Origin of the sequence: Bacillus piscicola (assembly GCF_022458745.1) — a bacterium.
Classification (GTDB): domain Bacteria; phylum Bacillota; class Bacilli; order Bacillales; family Marinococcaceae; genus Alteribacillus_A; species Alteribacillus_A piscicola.
This window is the reverse complement of sequence record NZ_JAJJJF010000001.1, coordinates 374093-391408: the sequence shown is the minus strand read 5'-3', so window position 1 is coordinate 391408 and position 17316 is coordinate 374093. Positions and strand designations below refer to the sequence as shown.

General features: G+C 44.0%; 15 protein-coding genes. 3 read left to right on the top strand and 12 right to left on the bottom strand.

Annotated elements, in window-relative coordinates; genetic code table 11:
- Positions 1-28: 28 nt before the first annotated feature.
- From ftsX to hpf, 7 genes are all read right to left on the bottom strand, one after another.
- Complete coding sequence (ftsX, locus tag LOR49_RS01825; protein WP_240374402.1) at positions 29-925, bottom strand: permease-like cell division protein FtsX; 897 nt, start codon at positions 923-925, stop codon at positions 29-31.
- Positions 915-1601 carry a cell division ATP-binding protein FtsE gene (gene ftsE / locus LOR49_RS01820; RefSeq protein ID WP_240374959.1) on the bottom strand — a complete coding sequence of 229 codons (687 nt, stop codon included), beginning with the start codon at positions 1599-1601 and terminating at the stop codon, positions 915-917. The genes ftsX and ftsE overlap by 11 nt, the downstream gene beginning before the upstream one ends.
- A 254-nt stretch (positions 1602-1855) precedes the next feature.
- A complete protein-coding gene (locus LOR49_RS01815) occupies positions 1856-2182 on the bottom strand; it encodes a c-type cytochrome (protein ID WP_240374401.1) in 327 nt (108 codons plus the stop codon).
- 233 nt (positions 2183-2415) lie between these two features.
- Positions 2416-3201, bottom strand: coding sequence for an SDR family oxidoreductase (locus LOR49_RS01810; protein ID WP_240374400.1), 786 nt, complete (start codon positions 3199-3201; stop codon positions 2416-2418).
- 22 nt (positions 3202-3223) lie between these two features.
- Positions 3224-4328, bottom strand: a protein-coding gene (gene prfB / locus LOR49_RS01805; RefSeq protein WP_240374399.1) for a peptide chain release factor 2 whose coding sequence is annotated in 2 segments (ribosomal slippage) — positions 3224-4255 and positions 4257-4328 — 1104 coding nt in all. Because the reading frame shifts where the segments join, the coding sequence is not laid out codon by codon here.
- Between the two features lie 57 nt (positions 4329-4385).
- A complete protein-coding gene (gene secA, locus LOR49_RS01800; RefSeq protein WP_240374398.1) occupies positions 4386-6911 on the bottom strand; it encodes a preprotein translocase subunit SecA in 2526 nt (841 codons plus the stop codon).
- Positions 6912-7142: 231 nt separating this feature from the next.
- A complete protein-coding gene (hpf, locus tag LOR49_RS01795; RefSeq protein ID WP_240374397.1) occupies positions 7143-7727 on the bottom strand; it encodes a ribosome hibernation-promoting factor, HPF/YfiA family in 585 nt (194 codons plus the stop codon).
- Positions 7728-8399: 672 nt separating this feature from the next.
- Here hpf and LOR49_RS01790 point away from each other — a divergent pair.
- Positions 8400-9434 (top strand): DUF6612 family protein, encoded by a 1035-nt coding sequence (locus LOR49_RS01790; protein WP_240374396.1) that lies wholly within the window; start codon positions 8400-8402, stop codon positions 9432-9434.
- A 43-nt stretch (positions 9435-9477) separates the two neighbouring features.
- Here the strand turns inward: LOR49_RS01790 and fliT are convergent, their stop codons facing one another.
- The 3 genes from fliT to fliD all read right to left on the bottom strand — a co-directional run bounded on the left by fliT (position 9478) and on the right by fliD (position 12299).
- On the bottom strand, positions 9478-9840 hold the full coding sequence (gene fliT, locus LOR49_RS01785) for a flagellar protein FliT (protein ID WP_240374395.1): 363 nt from the start codon (positions 9838-9840) through the stop codon (positions 9478-9480).
- Position 9841: 1 nt separating this feature from the next.
- Positions 9842-10396, bottom strand: coding sequence for a flagellar export chaperone FliS (gene fliS / locus LOR49_RS01780; RefSeq protein ID WP_338021106.1), 555 nt, complete (start codon positions 10394-10396; stop codon positions 9842-9844).
- Between the two features lie 88 nt (positions 10397-10484).
- Positions 10485-12299: a flagellar filament capping protein FliD gene (gene fliD / locus LOR49_RS01775; protein ID WP_240374394.1), complete on the bottom strand. Its 1815-nt coding sequence runs from the start codon at positions 12297-12299 to the stop codon at positions 10485-10487.
- 1454 nt (positions 12300-13753) lie between these two features.
- On the opposite strand from fliD, the gene LOR49_RS01770 reads away from it, so the two are divergent.
- On the top strand, positions 13754-14146 hold the full coding sequence (locus tag LOR49_RS01770; protein WP_240374393.1) for a DUF1259 domain-containing protein: 393 nt from the start codon (positions 13754-13756) through the stop codon (positions 14144-14146).
- A gap of 43 nt (positions 14147-14189) precedes the next feature.
- Here the strand turns inward: LOR49_RS01770 and LOR49_RS01765 are convergent, their stop codons facing one another.
- Complete coding sequence (locus tag LOR49_RS01765; RefSeq protein WP_240374392.1) at positions 14190-14555, bottom strand: flagellar protein FlaG; 366 nt, start codon at positions 14553-14555, stop codon at positions 14190-14192.
- A gap of 236 nt (positions 14556-14791) precedes the next feature.
- Positions 14792-16522, bottom strand: a complete 1731-nt coding sequence (locus tag LOR49_RS01760; protein WP_240374391.1) for a SulP family inorganic anion transporter — start codon at positions 16520-16522, stop codon at positions 14792-14794.
- Positions 16523-16771: 249 nt separating this feature from the next.
- Between LOR49_RS01760 and LOR49_RS01755 the strand changes: the two genes are divergently transcribed.
- Positions 16772-17299 (top strand): competence protein ComK, encoded by a 528-nt coding sequence (locus tag LOR49_RS01755; protein WP_240374390.1) that lies wholly within the window; start codon positions 16772-16774, stop codon positions 17297-17299.
- Positions 17300-17316: the final 17 nt, after the last annotated feature.

The window sequence follows — 17316 nt, the reverse complement described above, 5'->3', positions numbered from 1 at the left end:
TCCTCCTCTATGTCTTTCACTCGTCTTGTTATACTTTTAAAAATTTACGGACAGATGCGATGCTACCCCAAACACCGACTATCGTCCCCATTGCCAATAAAATCAATGAAACTTGTATGGTCATTGGGTACACCGGCACCATTTCGGCAAATTGAAGCCTGAGCCGGTCGGCAAAGTTGGCATATAAGTAATGATAACCACCCATGACAACTGCAATCGGTACAACAGCACCAATCGCGCCCAGAAGAAGACCTTCAATGAAAAAAGGCCAGCGGATAAATCCGTTAGTCGCGCCTACTAGTTTCATAATCTGGATCTCATTTTGCCTAGCTACAATGGTTAGCTTTATCGTATTGGAGATCAAAAACATTGCCGTAAACATTAGGCCCAAGACTAGAATGACACCTATTGTCCGGAACACTTTCGTGACATTAAAAAGTTGGTCTACCACTTGCTTTCCGTAATCGACTTTATCGATATGCGGCAGTGTCTCGGCTTGATCTGCGACTTTTGCTGTGAGCTGCGGATCGGTTGCTTGCAATACAAAAACATCGTTGAGAGGGTTTTCTTCACGGAGCGATTCAAAGACCTCTTTGTTCTCCTCTCCTAAACTTGCTATTAACTGGTCGAGCCCTTCATCTTTGCTTAAATATGTAATATCTTTCACATGCTTCAGCTGCTGAAGCTCGGATTTGAGTTCCTCTTGATCCGCATCGGAAGCCGTCAACTCGATATAGACCCGCACTTCTACATCCTCTTCCACTGAGTCCATAAAGTGGTTCATATTCATGATAAGAAGAATAAACACACCTACAACAAGCAGCATAATCGTTACGGCACTGATCGATGCAAAGCTCATCCAACCGTTGCGCCCTAGGTTTTTCATGCCTTCTTTACCGTGCCGGAGAAGGGTTCTACCTTTCATAGCCATACCCTCCTCTAAGTTCATCGCGAACGATACGGCCCGACTCGATAGCAATCACTCGTTTTTTTACTGTATTGACGATTTCACGGTTGTGGGTCGCCATCAAAATCGTCGTTCCATGTCTGTTGATATCTTCAAGGGTTGCCATCACTTCCCAGGATGTATCAGGGTCTAAATTTCCGGTAGGCTCGTCTGCTATCACGACCCGCGGATCATTTACAATGGCCCGCGCAATGGAGACCCGCTGCTGTTCCCCACCGGATAACTCCTGCGGCAAAAACCGGGCTTTATTTTTTAAGTTAACAACGTCAAGCACTTCCATAACCCGTTTGCGAATGATATCCCGTGGTTCCTCAATCACTTCCAAAGCAAAAGCAATATTTTCAAAGACAGATAGCTTTGGAAGCAACTTGAAATCTTGGAAAACAACCCCAATCTTCCGACGCAAGTATGGGACACGGTTTTCTTTAAGGTTCGTAATGTCAGAGCCGTGGATTAAAATAGTTCCGGAAGTTGGCTTTTCTTCACGGTAAATCATCTTAATAAACGTAGATTTCCCAGCACCGCTCGGGCCGACTATGTAAACAAATTCACCTTTTTCAATGATTACGTCAATATTGTTGAGAGCGTTAACAACGTTCGAGTATGTTTTCGTTACATTCATCATTTCTATAATAGTAATCACTTCCAAATAGGTATAAGAAATTGCTTAAAATGACAAAATCAATGGTAACTTGCCATCATTCCACACACCATTATAGCACTTCCATATCGAAAAATATGCTTACAAAGTATTACGATTATGTTTCATTCTATTTTCCAAACCTATACTGAGATTTCATATGATAGAGAAGGGAAAGGAGAAAATCTCGGAGGAAACAACTAAGAAATTGCGCGAGCCTGGGAAAGACCCCAAGCTCGGTAGTTTACTTATTGTTCAGAAACCCACTTGGCAACATTCTCTGCCTCTTCGCCTTCAAGAAGGCCGGATGGCATTCCGTTACCGCCATTTTGAATCATTTCAAGTACATGGCCTTCATCTGCTCCAGCGATGGCTGGACCATTAGCGCCTTCGAGGTTTTCACCGTGACACTGGGCACAGTTCCCTTGGTACAATTCTTCAGCAGCTGCAGCATCGTATGTGTCGCCGCCTTCACCACCGTCACCGGTATCTCCAGCGCCTTCATCACCACCACCGCCACAGGCACCGAGCACAAGAACGGCGCTTCCAGCTAAAGCCATGAGAAACTTCTTCATCTTACATACCTCCATTATCCAGAATTAATCAACAAATGAGCGCTTTCACGCCCTTATTATACCCGATTTTAAAAAAATTAAAACAGATACTTGGACGTGCATTCCGCGTCACAACAAGCAGAAGACACATATGGCAGGTGATCGGACCAATTGTTTCCAATTAGTGAATCATTTTCCAACGTTTGCTTTATATCAAAAATGTCACTCAGAAAGCAGACCTTACAACGTACAGATTAATATGCTTTGATCATGCCGCCTTCGACGAGAAGGGTTTGTCCGGTAACGTACGTGTTTGCCCAAGAACCGAGGAAGACGACTTGCTTTGCAAATTCTTCCGGCGTTCCGTAGCGTCCTGCAGGGATAACGGCAGTGTTTTCTTCTCTCACTTGCTCGAAAGAACGTCCGGCTTGTGCCGCCTTTTTTTCATCCAGGTGCTTTGTTCGGTCTGTAGCAATTCTGCCAGGACCGACCGTATTAATGAGAATACCATCCGGACCGAATTCAGCAGCTAACGTTTTGGCAAGACCTGCAATTCCCATTCGAAAAGTATTGGAGAGAATCAAGTTATCAACCGGTTCTTTTACAGAGGAAGAGGCAATGTTGACAATTCTCCCTCCATTTTTCTTCAATTCCGGCAGAGCTGCTCGAATGGCGCGAATCATACTCATCAGGACGAGATCAAAACCGAGTTGCCAATCCTCATCCTTCATCGAGTCAAAAGTACCAGCTGGAGGACCGCCCGTGTTAGTAACGAGCACATCAATACGACCAAGTTTCTTTTTGGCTGCTTCGATCAATGCGTTAATTTCTGTAGGTTTTGTTACATCGCAAACTTTCCAAAATACTTCCTGGCTGGTTTCTGCTTGAATCTCAGAGGCAGCCTGCTTTAAAGTGTCTTCCGTGCGCCCTGTCAACATGACACGAGCACCTTCGCGAGCAAATTCACGAACACACGCTTTTCCCAGCCCTTTACTGGAAGCGAGTACGACAACTCCTTTATCATTCAGTTTTAAGTCCACTAGTACAGCCTCCCCCCTATTCTTACGCATTCATACTGGATCTTAGATATTCATTGATAAATGGATCTATACTCCCGTCCATTACCGCTGATGTATTCCCTATTTCGTAATTCGTACGATGATCTTTTACCATGTTATACGGATGGAACACGTATGAGCGAATTTGGCTTCCCCAGCCAATTTCTTTCTGTTCGCCTTTTATTTCAGCCAATTCTTTCTGCTGTTCTTCTATTTTTAATTGATAAAGCTTAGCGCTGAGGAGCTTCATCGCTTGCTCACGGTTTTTAATTTGTGACCGTTCATTCTGACAGGTGACAACCGTATTTGTCGGTAAGTGAGTAATCCGAACCGCAGAGTCGGTTGTGTTGACATGCTGTCCGCCTGCGCCACTAGAGCGATACGTGTCAATTTTTAAGTCTTCCGTGTTGATATCTACCTCGACGTCGTCACTAAGCTCCGGCATAACATCGCAAGAAACGAAAGAAGTATGACGCCGGCCTGAAGAATCAAAGGGCGATATGCGTACAAGCCGGTGAACACCTTTCTCTGCTTTTAAATACCCGTATGCATTGTGACCTTTTATTAAAAGGGTCACACTCTTTACTCCTGCCTCATCGCCGGCTAAGTAATCTAATGTTTCGACGGAAAATCCTTTGTTATCCGCCCAACGCTTGTACATGCGCAAAAGCATGGAAGCCCAGTCCTGGGATTCTGTGCCACCCGCACCTGGATGGAGTTCAAGGATCGCGTTATTTTTGTCGTAGGGTTCGCTGAGAAGCATGTGGAGCTCGTAATCCTTTAGCTTTTCATTCAGTTCTCTGATCCCCTCATCAAGATCTTCTTGCAGCTCAGCGTCGCCTTCTTCTTTCACCAGTTCATAGGAAATTTCCAGGCTTTCGAATAGTTCACTTAACTCTTGAAAGCCTCGAGTCGTTTCCTTCAATGCGTTGGTTTCATCAATGACCGTTTTTGACGTGTCCGGGTTATCCCAAAAACCTGGCTCTGTCATCTTTTCCTCTAGTTCCGCAATACGTTCCTCTTTATCAGCCAGGTCAAAGAGACCCCCTAAAGTCCGCCAGTTTCGCAGCCATTCTTGATAATTCATTGCGTATTTCTGCTATGTCCATCTACGATTCACCTCTTGAAAGATTAAGTTAAAAAATAGGGGTCGCACTGCCATTTCGTTACTGCGCTTCTTGGCGTCCATGGCAATGCTTGTACTTCTTGCCGCTGCCACAAGGGCATGGCTGATTACGGCCGACGTTTTCCGTTTTACGGAAAGGTCGGCGCTTCGATTCTTCGCGCTCGGTGTTGTTTCCATGAACTGCTTTTCCTTCGGCTACTTCTTTACGCTCCAAGTTACTCTGCACCTGGGCCTTCATGACATATGTGGCCACTTCTTCCTCAATGGAATGAATCATTTCTTCAAACATGTTAAATCCTTCAAATTTATACTCTCGCAACGGGTCATTTTGGCCATAGGCACGGAGATGAATTCCTTGGCGTAGCTGGTCCATTTGGTCAATATGATTCATCCATTTCCGGTCTACTACCCTTAGCATAATGACCTTTTCAAACTCTCTCATCATCTCCGGTGACATTTCCTCTTCTTTTTCCTCGTACAGAGCGTACACCTTTTCTAAAATGAGCTCGGTCATCTCTTCAGGATCTTTTCCTAGTAAGTCTTTTTCGCTGATCGTTTCTTCAGACAGAACCGTCCCCTTCAAATAATTCTCTAAGGCAGTAAGGTCCCACTCCTCCGGAACCGTGCTTTCTGGCGTGTGTACAGCCACCGCACGCTCTACGACGGATTTAATCATATTTTTCACAATATCCTGCAGATTATCCGTTCCCAGCACTTCCATACGCTGTGCGTAAATAATATCACGCTGTTCCCGCATGACATCATCGTATTGTAAGATTTGTTTCCGAGCATCGAAATTGTGGCCTTCCACACGTTTTTGCGCTTGCTCAACGGCACGGCTGACCAGCTTGCTTTCAATTGGCTCGTCTTCTTCCATGCCTAAGCGCTCCATCATACCACGCATATTCTCTGAACCGAAACGGCGCATCAGCTCATCATCCATCGAAAGATAAAATTGGGAAGCCCCCGGGTCACCCTGCCGCCCGGAACGTCCGCGCAGCTGATTGTCGATTCGACGGCTCTCGTGGCGCTCTGTACCGAGGACAAATAAACCTCCCAGTTCCCTTACTCCCTCTCCCAGCTTGATGTCCGTACCACGCCCTGCCATATTCGTGGCGATGGTAACGGCACCTTTTTGACCGGCCCCCTCAATGATTTTCGCTTCGTTTTCATGGTTTTTGGCATTTAAAACGTTATGTGGCACCTTGCGTTTTTTAAGCATATTGGAGACAAGCTCCGATGTTTCCACACTGACGGTACCGACGAGAACAGGCTGGCCGGAGTTGTATAGTTCTTCAATTTTTCTAGTCACTGCCCGGTATTTACCATCTCTTGATTTGTAAATGAGATCGGCTTTATCATCACGGACAATTGGCTTGTTTGTCGGTATTGCCGTAACATTCATTCCGTAAATGTTGCGGAATTCTTCTTCTTCTGTCTTAGCTGTCCCGGTCATGCCGGCAAGCTTTTGATACATCCGGAAGTAGTTCTGAAACGTAATAGAAGCTAGCGTCATACTCTCTTTTTGAACTTCTAGTCCTTCCTTCGCTTCAATCGCTTGGTGGAGGCCGTCGCTGTAACGGCGTCCTTTCATTAAACGACCTGTAAATTGGTCGACAATCACGACTTGTCCGTCTTCAATCACATAATCGTCATCCCGGTGCATCGATACGTGCGCTTTTAATGCCTGATTAATATGATGAATGAGATGAACGTGTTTTTGATCAAATAAGTTGTCGATTTTAAACGCCTGTTCTGCTTTATTCACGCCTTCTTCCGTCAGCTGGACATTTTTTGTTTTCTCGTCGTAGGTGTAGTCTTCTTCCAGCTTCAGGTGACGAACAAACGCATCAGCAGCCATATATAACTTCGTCGATTGGTCGACTGAACCTGAAATAATAAGCGGCGTTCTTGCTTCATCAATTAAAATAGAATCCACTTCGTCGACTACAGCAAAATGAAGGGGACGTTGTACCATTTGTTCCTTATAAATCACCATATTGTCACGTAAATAATCAAAGCCGAACTCGTTGTTCGTCCCGTACGTAATATCCGCTTGATATGCTTCCTGTTTCTCTTCCTTCGACATCCCCTTTTCATTTATGCCGACTGTCAAGCCAAGAAACCGGTATAATTCGCCCATCTGTTCGCTGTCACGCCGAGCAAGATAATCGTTTACTGTCACGACGTGTACTCCTTTACCAGTGAGCGCATTCAAATACACGGGCATCGTCGCGACAAGCGTTTTTCCTTCCCCGGTTTTCATCTCGGCAATATCGCCATCATGAAGAACGAGTGCTCCCATAATTTGCACACGGAAAGGTGTTAAACCGAGAACACGTGTGGCTGCTTCTCGTACAACTGCGTATGCTTCAGGTTGTAATTGATCTAGTTTTTCACCGTTTTGGTAACGCTCCTTAAATACCTCTGTCTTGCCCTTTAGTTCTTCATCCGTAAGCTTTTGCATTTCATCTGCATAGCTTTCCACTTCTTCGACTTTCTTTTGAAGTTTTTTTACATTCCGTTGATTCGTATCACCGATTACTTTTTTTAATAAGCCGATCATGACGCTATCATCGCCCTCTCTTCATGTATAGCCAAATGTATAAGTAAATAGGCCACTACCGTCCTATTTATGACATGCAGTCCCTTTCAAATGTTCTTATATATTTTATCAGTTTCCCCTAGTGCTTACAACGGATGTAGGTTTCGACGGTGAAGCAAAAAAGAAGATACCGCCAGTCATAAACGGTACCTTCTTTGTATGAGTGTCATTATGTTCCGGTGCTGTTATAGCTTATTCCGGTTCAATTAAGCCATAACGGCCGTCTCTTCTTCGGTATACTACATTGGTGTCCCCGCTTACAGAATTGGAGAATACAAAGAACGCGTGCCCGAGCATGTCCATCTGTAATATCGCTTCTTCCGCGTCCATCGGCTTCAGGTTAAAGCGTTTCGTCCGGACAATTTCATAATCGTCTATTTCGCTCTCTGGAAATTCTTCGTTAGAAGGTTCCCCGTTGACGATCTCATCGTTTAAGTCCTCAATGTTCTCTTTAAACATATAGCGGACACTGCCATCTTGCCGGAACTTGCGATTCACTCTTGTTTTATGTTTTCGTATTTGACGTTCTAATTTCTCCACAACAAGGTCAATGGCTGCGTACATGTCCGTATGAGATTCCTCTGCCCGAAGTACAAGTTGGGGCATGGGAATGGTCACTTCAATCGTATGCGTTGTGTTATGGACTTGCATTTTGACATGTACGTCTGCTGCCGGTGTTGTATCAAAATACCGTTCCAGCTTGCTCACTTTCTTTTCTACATAATTCTTAAGCGCCGGAGTTACCTCTAAGTTTTCACCACGAATGTTATAATGCAAAGTAAACTCCTCCTTTCGATATTTATAGTATTCTCTATTCTCTTTATTAATCCCTGCTTAAACACAGAAATTTCGTCAAAAAATACTTTTTCTTTTTGAACAAAGCATGACGAACGGATCTTACCTGCATTTCCGCTTTCAAAACTTTGTTTAAAAATAGAAAATCGGCGTAGGTGCAGGAGTCGATATTTGAAAATACGGGTTATTTTTTGGAAAATATTGAATTAAAAAATAATGTAGTTACAATTAATTACAGGACTTCCGTTGTGACTACATCAGGTTGTCTTGTAAACCATAAACCTCCTCTTTCCTTCTCCTTTTTTTGCAGGCGGCAGCATGTTTTGTTACACCACCCCTATGTTCCGCCGCTTGAACTGTTGCTCCTCTTCAACAGTTTCTTCACAAGCAGGGTCCATACCATGACTCCTGCTATTTTTCTTTGTTTTTTTCATTCCAGCCCTATCCAGCCTATCCAAGTCCTTTCAGTTGTGATAAGATTTTTATGTTAAAATAAGTATAAAGCGCTTCATAGGGAAAACGGAAAACTCTCCGTGTGCATTGGATGCTGCGCTTTGTAAAGAGAACACCCTACAGCTCTTGCCTTATTGCTCCTTCGTTTTCTACGTAGGCAAGACGTTTATTCTTACCAGTGTTCACAGGGGAGGAAGTCGCATGAATTGGAGCCGTACGAGCGTGTTGGCATTCATCCTGATACTTGCATTAACTGCTTGTACGTCGGATGGGGATACAGATACAGAAGAGAATGGTACAGAGCCTGATCCGCCGCCACAAGAACAACCAACAAAAGAAGAACCGGATGCGGACAAGGTGCTGAGCCAAGCCATTAACAAAATGGAAGGCTTGAAAAACTATACGATCACAACCAATATGAATCAGCATATTCAATTAGGTGACGATGACGACCTATCTAACAAATACCGTTCCACAACAGCCGTCAATCTCAATCCAGTTCACTATCATGAAACAGCGTCGATTATCATGGACACTACTAAACAGGAAGAAGACTCTGTCCATCCTATTCGTCTGGAACGCTACTTAACAGATAAAGGGGTATATATATATGATTCAAGTGAAGGCCGCTGGGTTAAGTTTCCAGAAGAGTTCACTGACGACTTTCAATCATTTGATAAATCCTTTGAAAATCCTTCTCACCTTTTAGAATTAATTGAAGCCTACAGCGAGGAGTTGCACATCAAGGAAGGTAATGACCATTACCGGATTACATTTACAGGCAGCGATGAACAAATGCAAGAGATAGCGCTTGAGATGACGAGAATGGTGAACACAGAATTTTCCTCCAGCATGAAGGACTTAATGTATGTCACGGGTATCGAACGGCTGCAATTTGAGCTGGACATTGACAAAGAAACGTATGATGCAAAGAAGTTAAAAATGGACTTGCAGATGACAGCGAGCCAAGAAAACGGCGAGCCGTATCAATCTTCTCATACGGTTGTAGCCAGATTTTCCTTACTTAATGAAACAAAAGAAGTAACGATCCCGCCTGAGGTTCTACAGACAGCAACCGAAATGGAATTAGAAGAATTCAGCGGGTTTAAGGATATGAAGGAACTAGAGACGATAGAAGGTATTAAAATAGAGGATTACTATAAAGAGGCGGAGGAAGAAGCAGGGAAGGATCATAACGACACCAATGAAGCGAATGATGCATCGAATAATGAATAAAAACAACTGCGGCTGATCGTTGTCTAATCAGTCGCAGTTGTTTTTAATTTTTTTTGTCAAAGAAGACACCGTCTATCGTCGGGCCGTCGTACGGTTTTTCATAGCGCTGGCCCGACTCTTTTTTTCTTTGTAAATGCTGGATGTCTAAACGCATCGTCCCCTTCGTTTCTGTCATACGGCGGTTGATACCTTCATTCATCTTCATCATTTCCTGCCCCAGCCTTTTTTCCCCTTCTGAGAAAGTTTGCTTTCCAGTCAACTGGTCAAGAAGCAGCGCGCGTTCTTCAAGTAGAAGGTCAAGCTGTTCCAAGTAGCTTTCCCGTTTCTCTAGACTCGCTGGTAGCGGAGCATGGACATGATCATGCAATGCTTTTGTAGCTAAAAACAACTCTTTTACGAGCGCCATGCTACACGTGATCCCTTTCCCCAAGACGCTGTTTCCGCTCCAGCTTGATCATTTCTTTCCACGTATCCCGAAAGTCTGTTACCAACTCCCGAGCTTCTTCCAAAGCCTTATTATCATTGTTCACATTGGCATCCACAAGCCGTCTATGAATAAAATCATAGAGTTGGAACATGTTTTCCCCTGTTTCCGAGTCCGTTTTTAAGGTAACCATCAATTCGCGGATAATATCCTGGGCGCGAATGATATATTTGTTTTTTTCTTCTATGTTGTTAGCAGCCAATGCTTGATCGGCTTTGGCGATAAACTTTAAACAGCCGTTGTATAGTAAAAGAGTCAGATCCCCAGGTGATGCTGTTTGGAGTGCATTCTGTTGGTAAGCATTTGTCTGTGAAGACCCAGCCGCTCCGGGTGTAGACACCGGTTGAGCGGAAGTCGTTTGAGTGTTGCCAGTTGAAGCGGTCCATGCATTCTCCTGTTTCCTCGGTGTCGATCCTTTGTATTTTTCAGCCTGCTGCATGTTTTGTTTATATGCCGTTTGAGCATGTTGGAAACTCATTCTGTCATCTCCTATCTAAAGCCTGCCAGTGCGTTATTGACTGTTTATACATGTGAGAGGTCTCGGCGAGAGAAGCAGTATGGCGCGTTTAATAGCCGCCCCCGCCGCCAAACATCTGCTGTTGAAGAAAGCTCGCTTGTTCATTCGCACGGGCCATCGCTTTCTCCATTGCTGTAAACTGGCGCCAGTATCTATTCTCAATGTCAGAGAGTCGTCTTTCAAAGTTTGAAATTTGGTCTTCCAGGTTATTCAGATTACGACCCAATGTGAATTGGTGGTTTTGTATTTTTCCTTTTGCACCACCCGCCCGTTCAGCAATTCCTTCAATCGCTTGATCCAGAGACTGGCGCATCCTGCGGGCAATTCCCTGCTGCTCTTTTGTCGGACCGTCAGCTGCAAACAGTTGATAAACACCATCCGGGTCATCTTCAATCGCTTTCCGAAGCTTATTTTCATCGATCTTCAGCTTACCACGGTCCATATAGTTTTTCGTCGTCGTAACCCCGATGGTGGTGAGCTGCTTATACTCCGAATCCAGATTACTATCCACACTTCCATATAAATCAAGGCGGAACGTATTCATAAAACCAGAAAGCAGCCGATCGTTCCGGATCATCCCACTTTTAGATTTTTCTTCCCAAAGCTCGATTTCCCGGTCACTTAGATCTTTTTTTTGCTCATCAGTGAGCGGCTGGTAATCCCGGTAGCGTTTTTCATCCAATTTTTCATTAATCGTATCAAGCATTTCATTGTACTCCTCAACGAAACCCTTGATAGTGTCAAAAACAGCATCCGTATCAACCGAAGAGCCAATTGTAACCGTTCCCGAGTCGAACGTGTCTTTTAACGAGATCGTCATGCCGTTAATTGTAAACGTATTGCTGTGCCGCTCTGTCGCCAATCCATTTATCGTGAACTTCGCATTCTGTCCGCCCTGTTCATTTGCTTGACTCATATTTATAATACCAACTGGAGCATCCTGTTCATCCTTGCCAAAAAACTTTCCGCCAAATTCTATTTCTTGCCCATCTTTGTTAAATTCCCCCGTTTCCGAACGGGTGAAAGCAACTTGACCTGTATGGTCATCATAAAAAGCACTCACACCGACGGACGAACGGTTAATCGTCTCCAGTACCTGATTCAAAGTCTGGCTGCTTTCGACAATGAATTTGTCTTTTACCGGTTCTCCATTCTCATTATAGGTCGTAATATTCCCACTCATGTACTCTCCGTCACCATCAGTGAAGTATTGAACGGAAATATCGTCCTTCGTTCCAATGGCGTCCGCAAACGTTAACGTCATTTCACTACCCGAAAAAACGGCTTTTACTTCATTAGTATTAACCGCTGGTTCAGAATCCACCATCTTATATAACTTTCCATTCACCTTCACTACCATATTGTCTGTATCGTTTTTTATTGTTAGTCCTTCGTTTTTAATTGTAAGTTCCTTGGAATCATTTCCTTTAAGATTTTCACGATGCACGCCACCGGTTTTCCAATCCAAAGACTGAAATTGGGATTTAAGACTTTTCGTTGGGTCAATTTTTGGATCATTTTCATTCGGTTTAATGCTCGTCTGTGATGCTGCCGTGGCTAGCTGGGTTACGTTTGATATTTGGTACGTGGCGCTGCCGGCGGCGGATGAAGCCGTGGCGGTGATTCGATTTTCATCGGACGAAGAAGCGGTCCGGGAGCCCATTTTTGATTTTCGCATGACGGTGTCAAAAATGTTATTCCGAAATTCATCAAACAGACGGTTGATGCTGCGATACTCTTCCATCTGCCATTCCAGCGTCTGCCGTTTCTGTACCATTTTATCCATCGGCACGCGCTCTGCACGCATTAAATCGCCGACAATTTGATCAATATCCATTCCAGACGCAAAACCAGACAATCTCATCGCCTTACGTCTCCCCTCTATGTCAAATTTTTATTTGTATGTTTTCCTGAAGTTTGTCATCAACGTAGTCTCTCTTTATATCGGCGTAAACCTCTATACCTTTTAGCAAAGATTGAAATATTCTGCGTCTATGGATGGGATAAGATTATAATTACTAGCCCTTATACCTTGGCATTGTTGTACCTGAAATAATGAGAGGTGTGTTTCAATGATACCTGCAAGAATTAACATAGTTTGTAAAAAAACAACGACAGCGTGACGCGCATCTGTGGTTAGCCAGTTTAAAAAAAGAAGCGATGCAACTCATGAAATGTATTGGGGATGCTTTCCATTCTCTAAGACACCGCTATTTGCATGCTTTCGCTTTTTCGTGGTGCTACAGGATAGCTTTGAAGTTGTTATTTCTCCGGCGCCACTTTTTCATGACGTCATTCACCTTCTATGACGCTGCTATTTCCCACAATATCCTTTTTTACGACCTCATAGACTCTCTTTGATGTCGTTATTTTCCAACCAGCGCACTTTCGAGACTTCTTACAACCTCAATGACGTCGCTATCTTCTTGGGTTTGGGATTTCATGACATCATTCGTCCTCTATGACGCCACTATTTGTCACACTGGCCTTTTTTGCGACGCCAGCGCCCAGCTATGGTGTCGCTATTTTCCAGACAGCACGCTTTCATGACCTCTTACAGCCCCAATGACGTCTCTATTTTCTTGGGATTGGGATTTCATGACAGCATTCATCCTCTATGACGCCACTATTTGTCACACCGCCCTTTTTCGCGACGCCAGCGCCCAGCTATGGTGTCGCTATTTTCCAGACAGCACGCTTTCATGACCTCTTACAGCCCCAATGACGTCTCTATTTTCTTGGGATTGTTTTTTCATGACGTCATTCATCCTCTATGACGCCGCTATTTCTCACAACATCCTTTTTTACGACCTCATAGACTCTCTTTGATGTCGTTATTTTCCAACCAGCGCACTTTCGAGACTTCATACAACCTCAATGACGTCGCTATCTTCTTGGGTTTGGGATTTCATGACATCATTCGTCCTCTATGACGCCACTATTTGTCACACTGGCCTTTTTTGCGACGCCAGCGCCCAGCTATGGTGTCGCTATTTTCCAGACAGCACGCTTTCAGGGCTGCATACCACCCCAATGACGTTGCTATTTTCTTGGGAGCATTTTTTCATGGCGTCATTCATCTTCTATGACGCCACTATTTCTCACACCGCCCTTTTTCGCTACGCCAGCGCCCATCGATGACGTCGTTATTTTAATGACCGCATTATTTCACAACGTCATCCGCTTTTGTGGCGCCGCTTTTCTTCTCATGCCGCTTTGCGCGTAATCCGTGAGAATAAAAGGTTTGCTTCGTTATCATGTTTTAAAAAAGATGAAAAGGTGAAAAGGGGCAACGAAGACGTAAGAGGAGGAGATACCGTGGCAGATATCCAACAAGTTGCAGAGAGATTTGGAGAAATTCTTGGAGCCGAAGCAGAAGTAGATGGCGATATGGCGGAAATGGAAATAGAGAGAGATTTAAAGGTTACCGTCCAAGGCCGTCCTTTCAAGAGTGAACTTTCGATGGAAATACACTTTGAGGCGTTAGAAAGCGATGGTACCGCGCTAAATCATGCGGAAATTGTATTACTGCCTGAAGAAATACCGGATTTCACAAGGGCTCTCGGCAAAAATGATCTTACCATTACGGCCCTTCACAACCACTGGTTGTATGCAGAACCGAGCATCAAATATTTGCATATTCAATCCGTTGAGAAACCGGAAGAATTTGCGCAAAAGCTGGCGAACTCAATTAAAGTATTGAAAAAATAATAAATGGAGGAAGCTGCCTGACAATTACAGGCAGCTTCGTTTATTATACTTTTTCATCTACAAGTAAACCTATTTGTTCCAACATAGACGCCACCATATCCAAAAATTTCTTCGGTGGAATTTCGCGGATTACTTCTTCCGAATCACGTTCCAACACTTGGACGTAGACACGGTCTAACTGCTCATGGACGTTAAATTTCAAATTCGTGTAGTTACTCTCGAGCATAGAATTCATACTTTCTACTTGGTCTTGAAGCTCGGCTGCATCCACCTGCTCCCTTTTATGGTATTCTACCGCCTGTTGCAGCTTTTCTACCGGGTTGGCGCTTTGGTCTGATTCCCGAGTACCGGGTAGTTGCGGTGTAATGGGTGTGTTTGCAGCAGGCATTGACCTGGATATAAATTCCATGTCCCTCTTCCTCCTCTCTTATCTCTTTTTATATCGGAAGAGGCGGGGAAAACTATAGTCGCGACTTTTGAAAAAATTGCGCCATAATACCAGAGATAGGCTAAGCACTCCAGAATTCAGTCTCATGAACGGCTCATGATGCCGGGTAGATGTGTGAATCCGGAATTTGCGTCTCATTGGTAAGAAAAACGATTTCAGAAAACCAGAATCGAACTGTACACTAGAAATCAAGGCTCTTATTCTCCAGTGATATTCTCTCCCGGTTCGAGTTTTTTAAATACGGCACATTGGTGATCTGACTGCTGTGAACATAGCTTGCACTTACTAAAATCAATCAAGCTTAGTCCATGATCAATCGCAAGACGTGTATGTGGGAAGAAGTTCTCTTTTCCGATTAACTCGTAAAGCCCAGTTTTCTTGAGCATTCTCAATGGTTCTTCGTTAATACCCGCAATTAAGATCGTACCATTCGTTTTCTGAAAGTCCTTTACTAAGTTTCGAAGATTGGCTTCAGCTGTCGCATCAATCGACGGGACTCGGTTCATTCGTAAAAGGATGACAGCTGGTCGTTTGTTAATCGAGTGGGCAATGACACTTTCAAACTTATCAGCAGCTCCAAAAAAGAGTGCTCCCTCTACTGTAAAGATGGATAGTTTGGGACAACTATTTGCATTCTCTGGATAATCGGGGGTCACTTTCGAATGATCTTTATTCGGCAGCACCTTTTCGACTTCGAGCACTCCACTCATTCTCCGGATAAACGAAATCGCAGCTAATAACAGCCCAATTTCTACTGCGACTGTTAGGTTAACAAAAACGGTTAGTAGAAAAGTAGCCCCCAGAACGAGCGAATCACTTGTTTTTAATTTTAGTATCTGATAGAAAGATTTATACTCGCTCATATTGAACGCTACTACCATCAGGATGGGCGCCATAGAGGCGAGCGGTATATACGACGCGTACGGGGCAAGCACGAGTAGTGTCAGCAATACGAACAGCCCTTGGAACACACCGGAAAACGGGGAAACAGCACCACTTTTAATGTTAGTAGCGGTCCTTGCAATAGCCCCCGTAGCTGGAATCCCGCCAAATAACGGTACCGTCACGTTAGCAATTCCCTGCCCAACCAATTCCTTATTCGAGCGGTGACGGTCACCTGTCATTCCATCTGCGACCACTGCCGAGAGCAACGATTCAATCCCGCCAAGCATCGCAATCACAAATGCTGGACGCCATAATTCTAGTAGTTTTTCCCAAGTTAAGTTCGGAAATTGGAAGCTGGGAAGCTGTTGGGAAATCCCGCCAAACACAGTACCTATCGTAGCAACTTTGTCAGGGTAAAGGATCGAGGCGACCGCAGTAGGAATGAGAAGAGCGATAAGAAGAACAGGTACTCGCGGGAAAAATTTTGGAACAATGATAATAAGAGCAAGGCCAATTAGAGCCGATAAAATACTATATCCATTTATGCCGGAAATATTTTTCGCAAGCTCCAGCATATTTTCATGAAAATATTCTTTTTTCTCCAGACCTTCAATTCCTAGAAAACTACCGATCTGTCCTGTGAAAATAATGACGGCAATTCCCGAGGTAAATCCGACTGTGACAGACCGTGGGATATACTTGATTAAGCTCCCAAGCTTAAAAATCCCCATCAGGATGAGAAGAATCCCCGCCAAAAAACCAGCGATCAATAAGTCCTCATATCCGTACTGCAATACAATGGCTAACAATATCGGAATGAAAGCTCCCGTCGGCCCCGCTACCTGATAACGCGAGCCTCCAAAAAGAGCAACGAGGATACCGGCAATGATAGTCGTGTACAATCCATATTCCGGCTTTACCCCAGAAGCAATCGCAAATGCCATCCCGAGCGGAATTGCTACAATCCCCACGGTTACCCCTGCAATCAAATCTTTCTTCAAATCATTGGCACGTAAGCCTTCAAAGCGAATATCTTTCCACACTGCCGTTTTTCACTCCTCTTCGATGATTTCCCATTCTTGTGAACTAGCATATTTTTACTACTACTAGTATATCACATATATTCCACTTGATTATTTGGTCCATTTTCTGCTAGTTCATCACGTTGAATTCCAATTATTTTTATATTTTTAAAAATAAACACTAATAGTACTGGTTAATATTTACTAGTTAGGTATAATAAAGATAGGTTACATAAGGAATAGTGTGTGTCTAAGAGCGGAGGGAGATATATGGAGAAAGAAATTATCGAGGATTACATTATTCATTACCGGACAATGGCGCTTGTCCCTGAGTTTGTCGGTCAAGCAGGGACACGTGTGTTAGAGACAGGCGGTGTTGAAATATTAGCACTTCATTCACCGCTGCGATTAATCAAACAAGCCTGCCTTCACCACGGAGCTTCTCTCGAAGGTCGATATGAAGCAGTGAAGCACAGACTGGATATGAAGCAGAAGCTTCCCGTTCCAATATCCCGGCAGGAAGGCATATACGCCTTCCCGCTCCTGTCAACAAAACGACCAGATAATATTTGGCTGTTTTATGACCACGTAGACCGAGCCGTTGCAAATCAGCCTAACGCTAGTTCCACCGTTTATTTCTACAATGGGCAATGGCTCCCCACCGACGTAAGCGCAGGGATTATTAACCAGCAAATATTAAAGGCTAGACGCTGCAAATCAGCCTTTCAAGAAGTGCATCAGCCTGACATCTCGTTACAAAATATTTTCCCAAATGCTTTTGCTGAGACAGCTGATTAATAAATTCAGAACATACT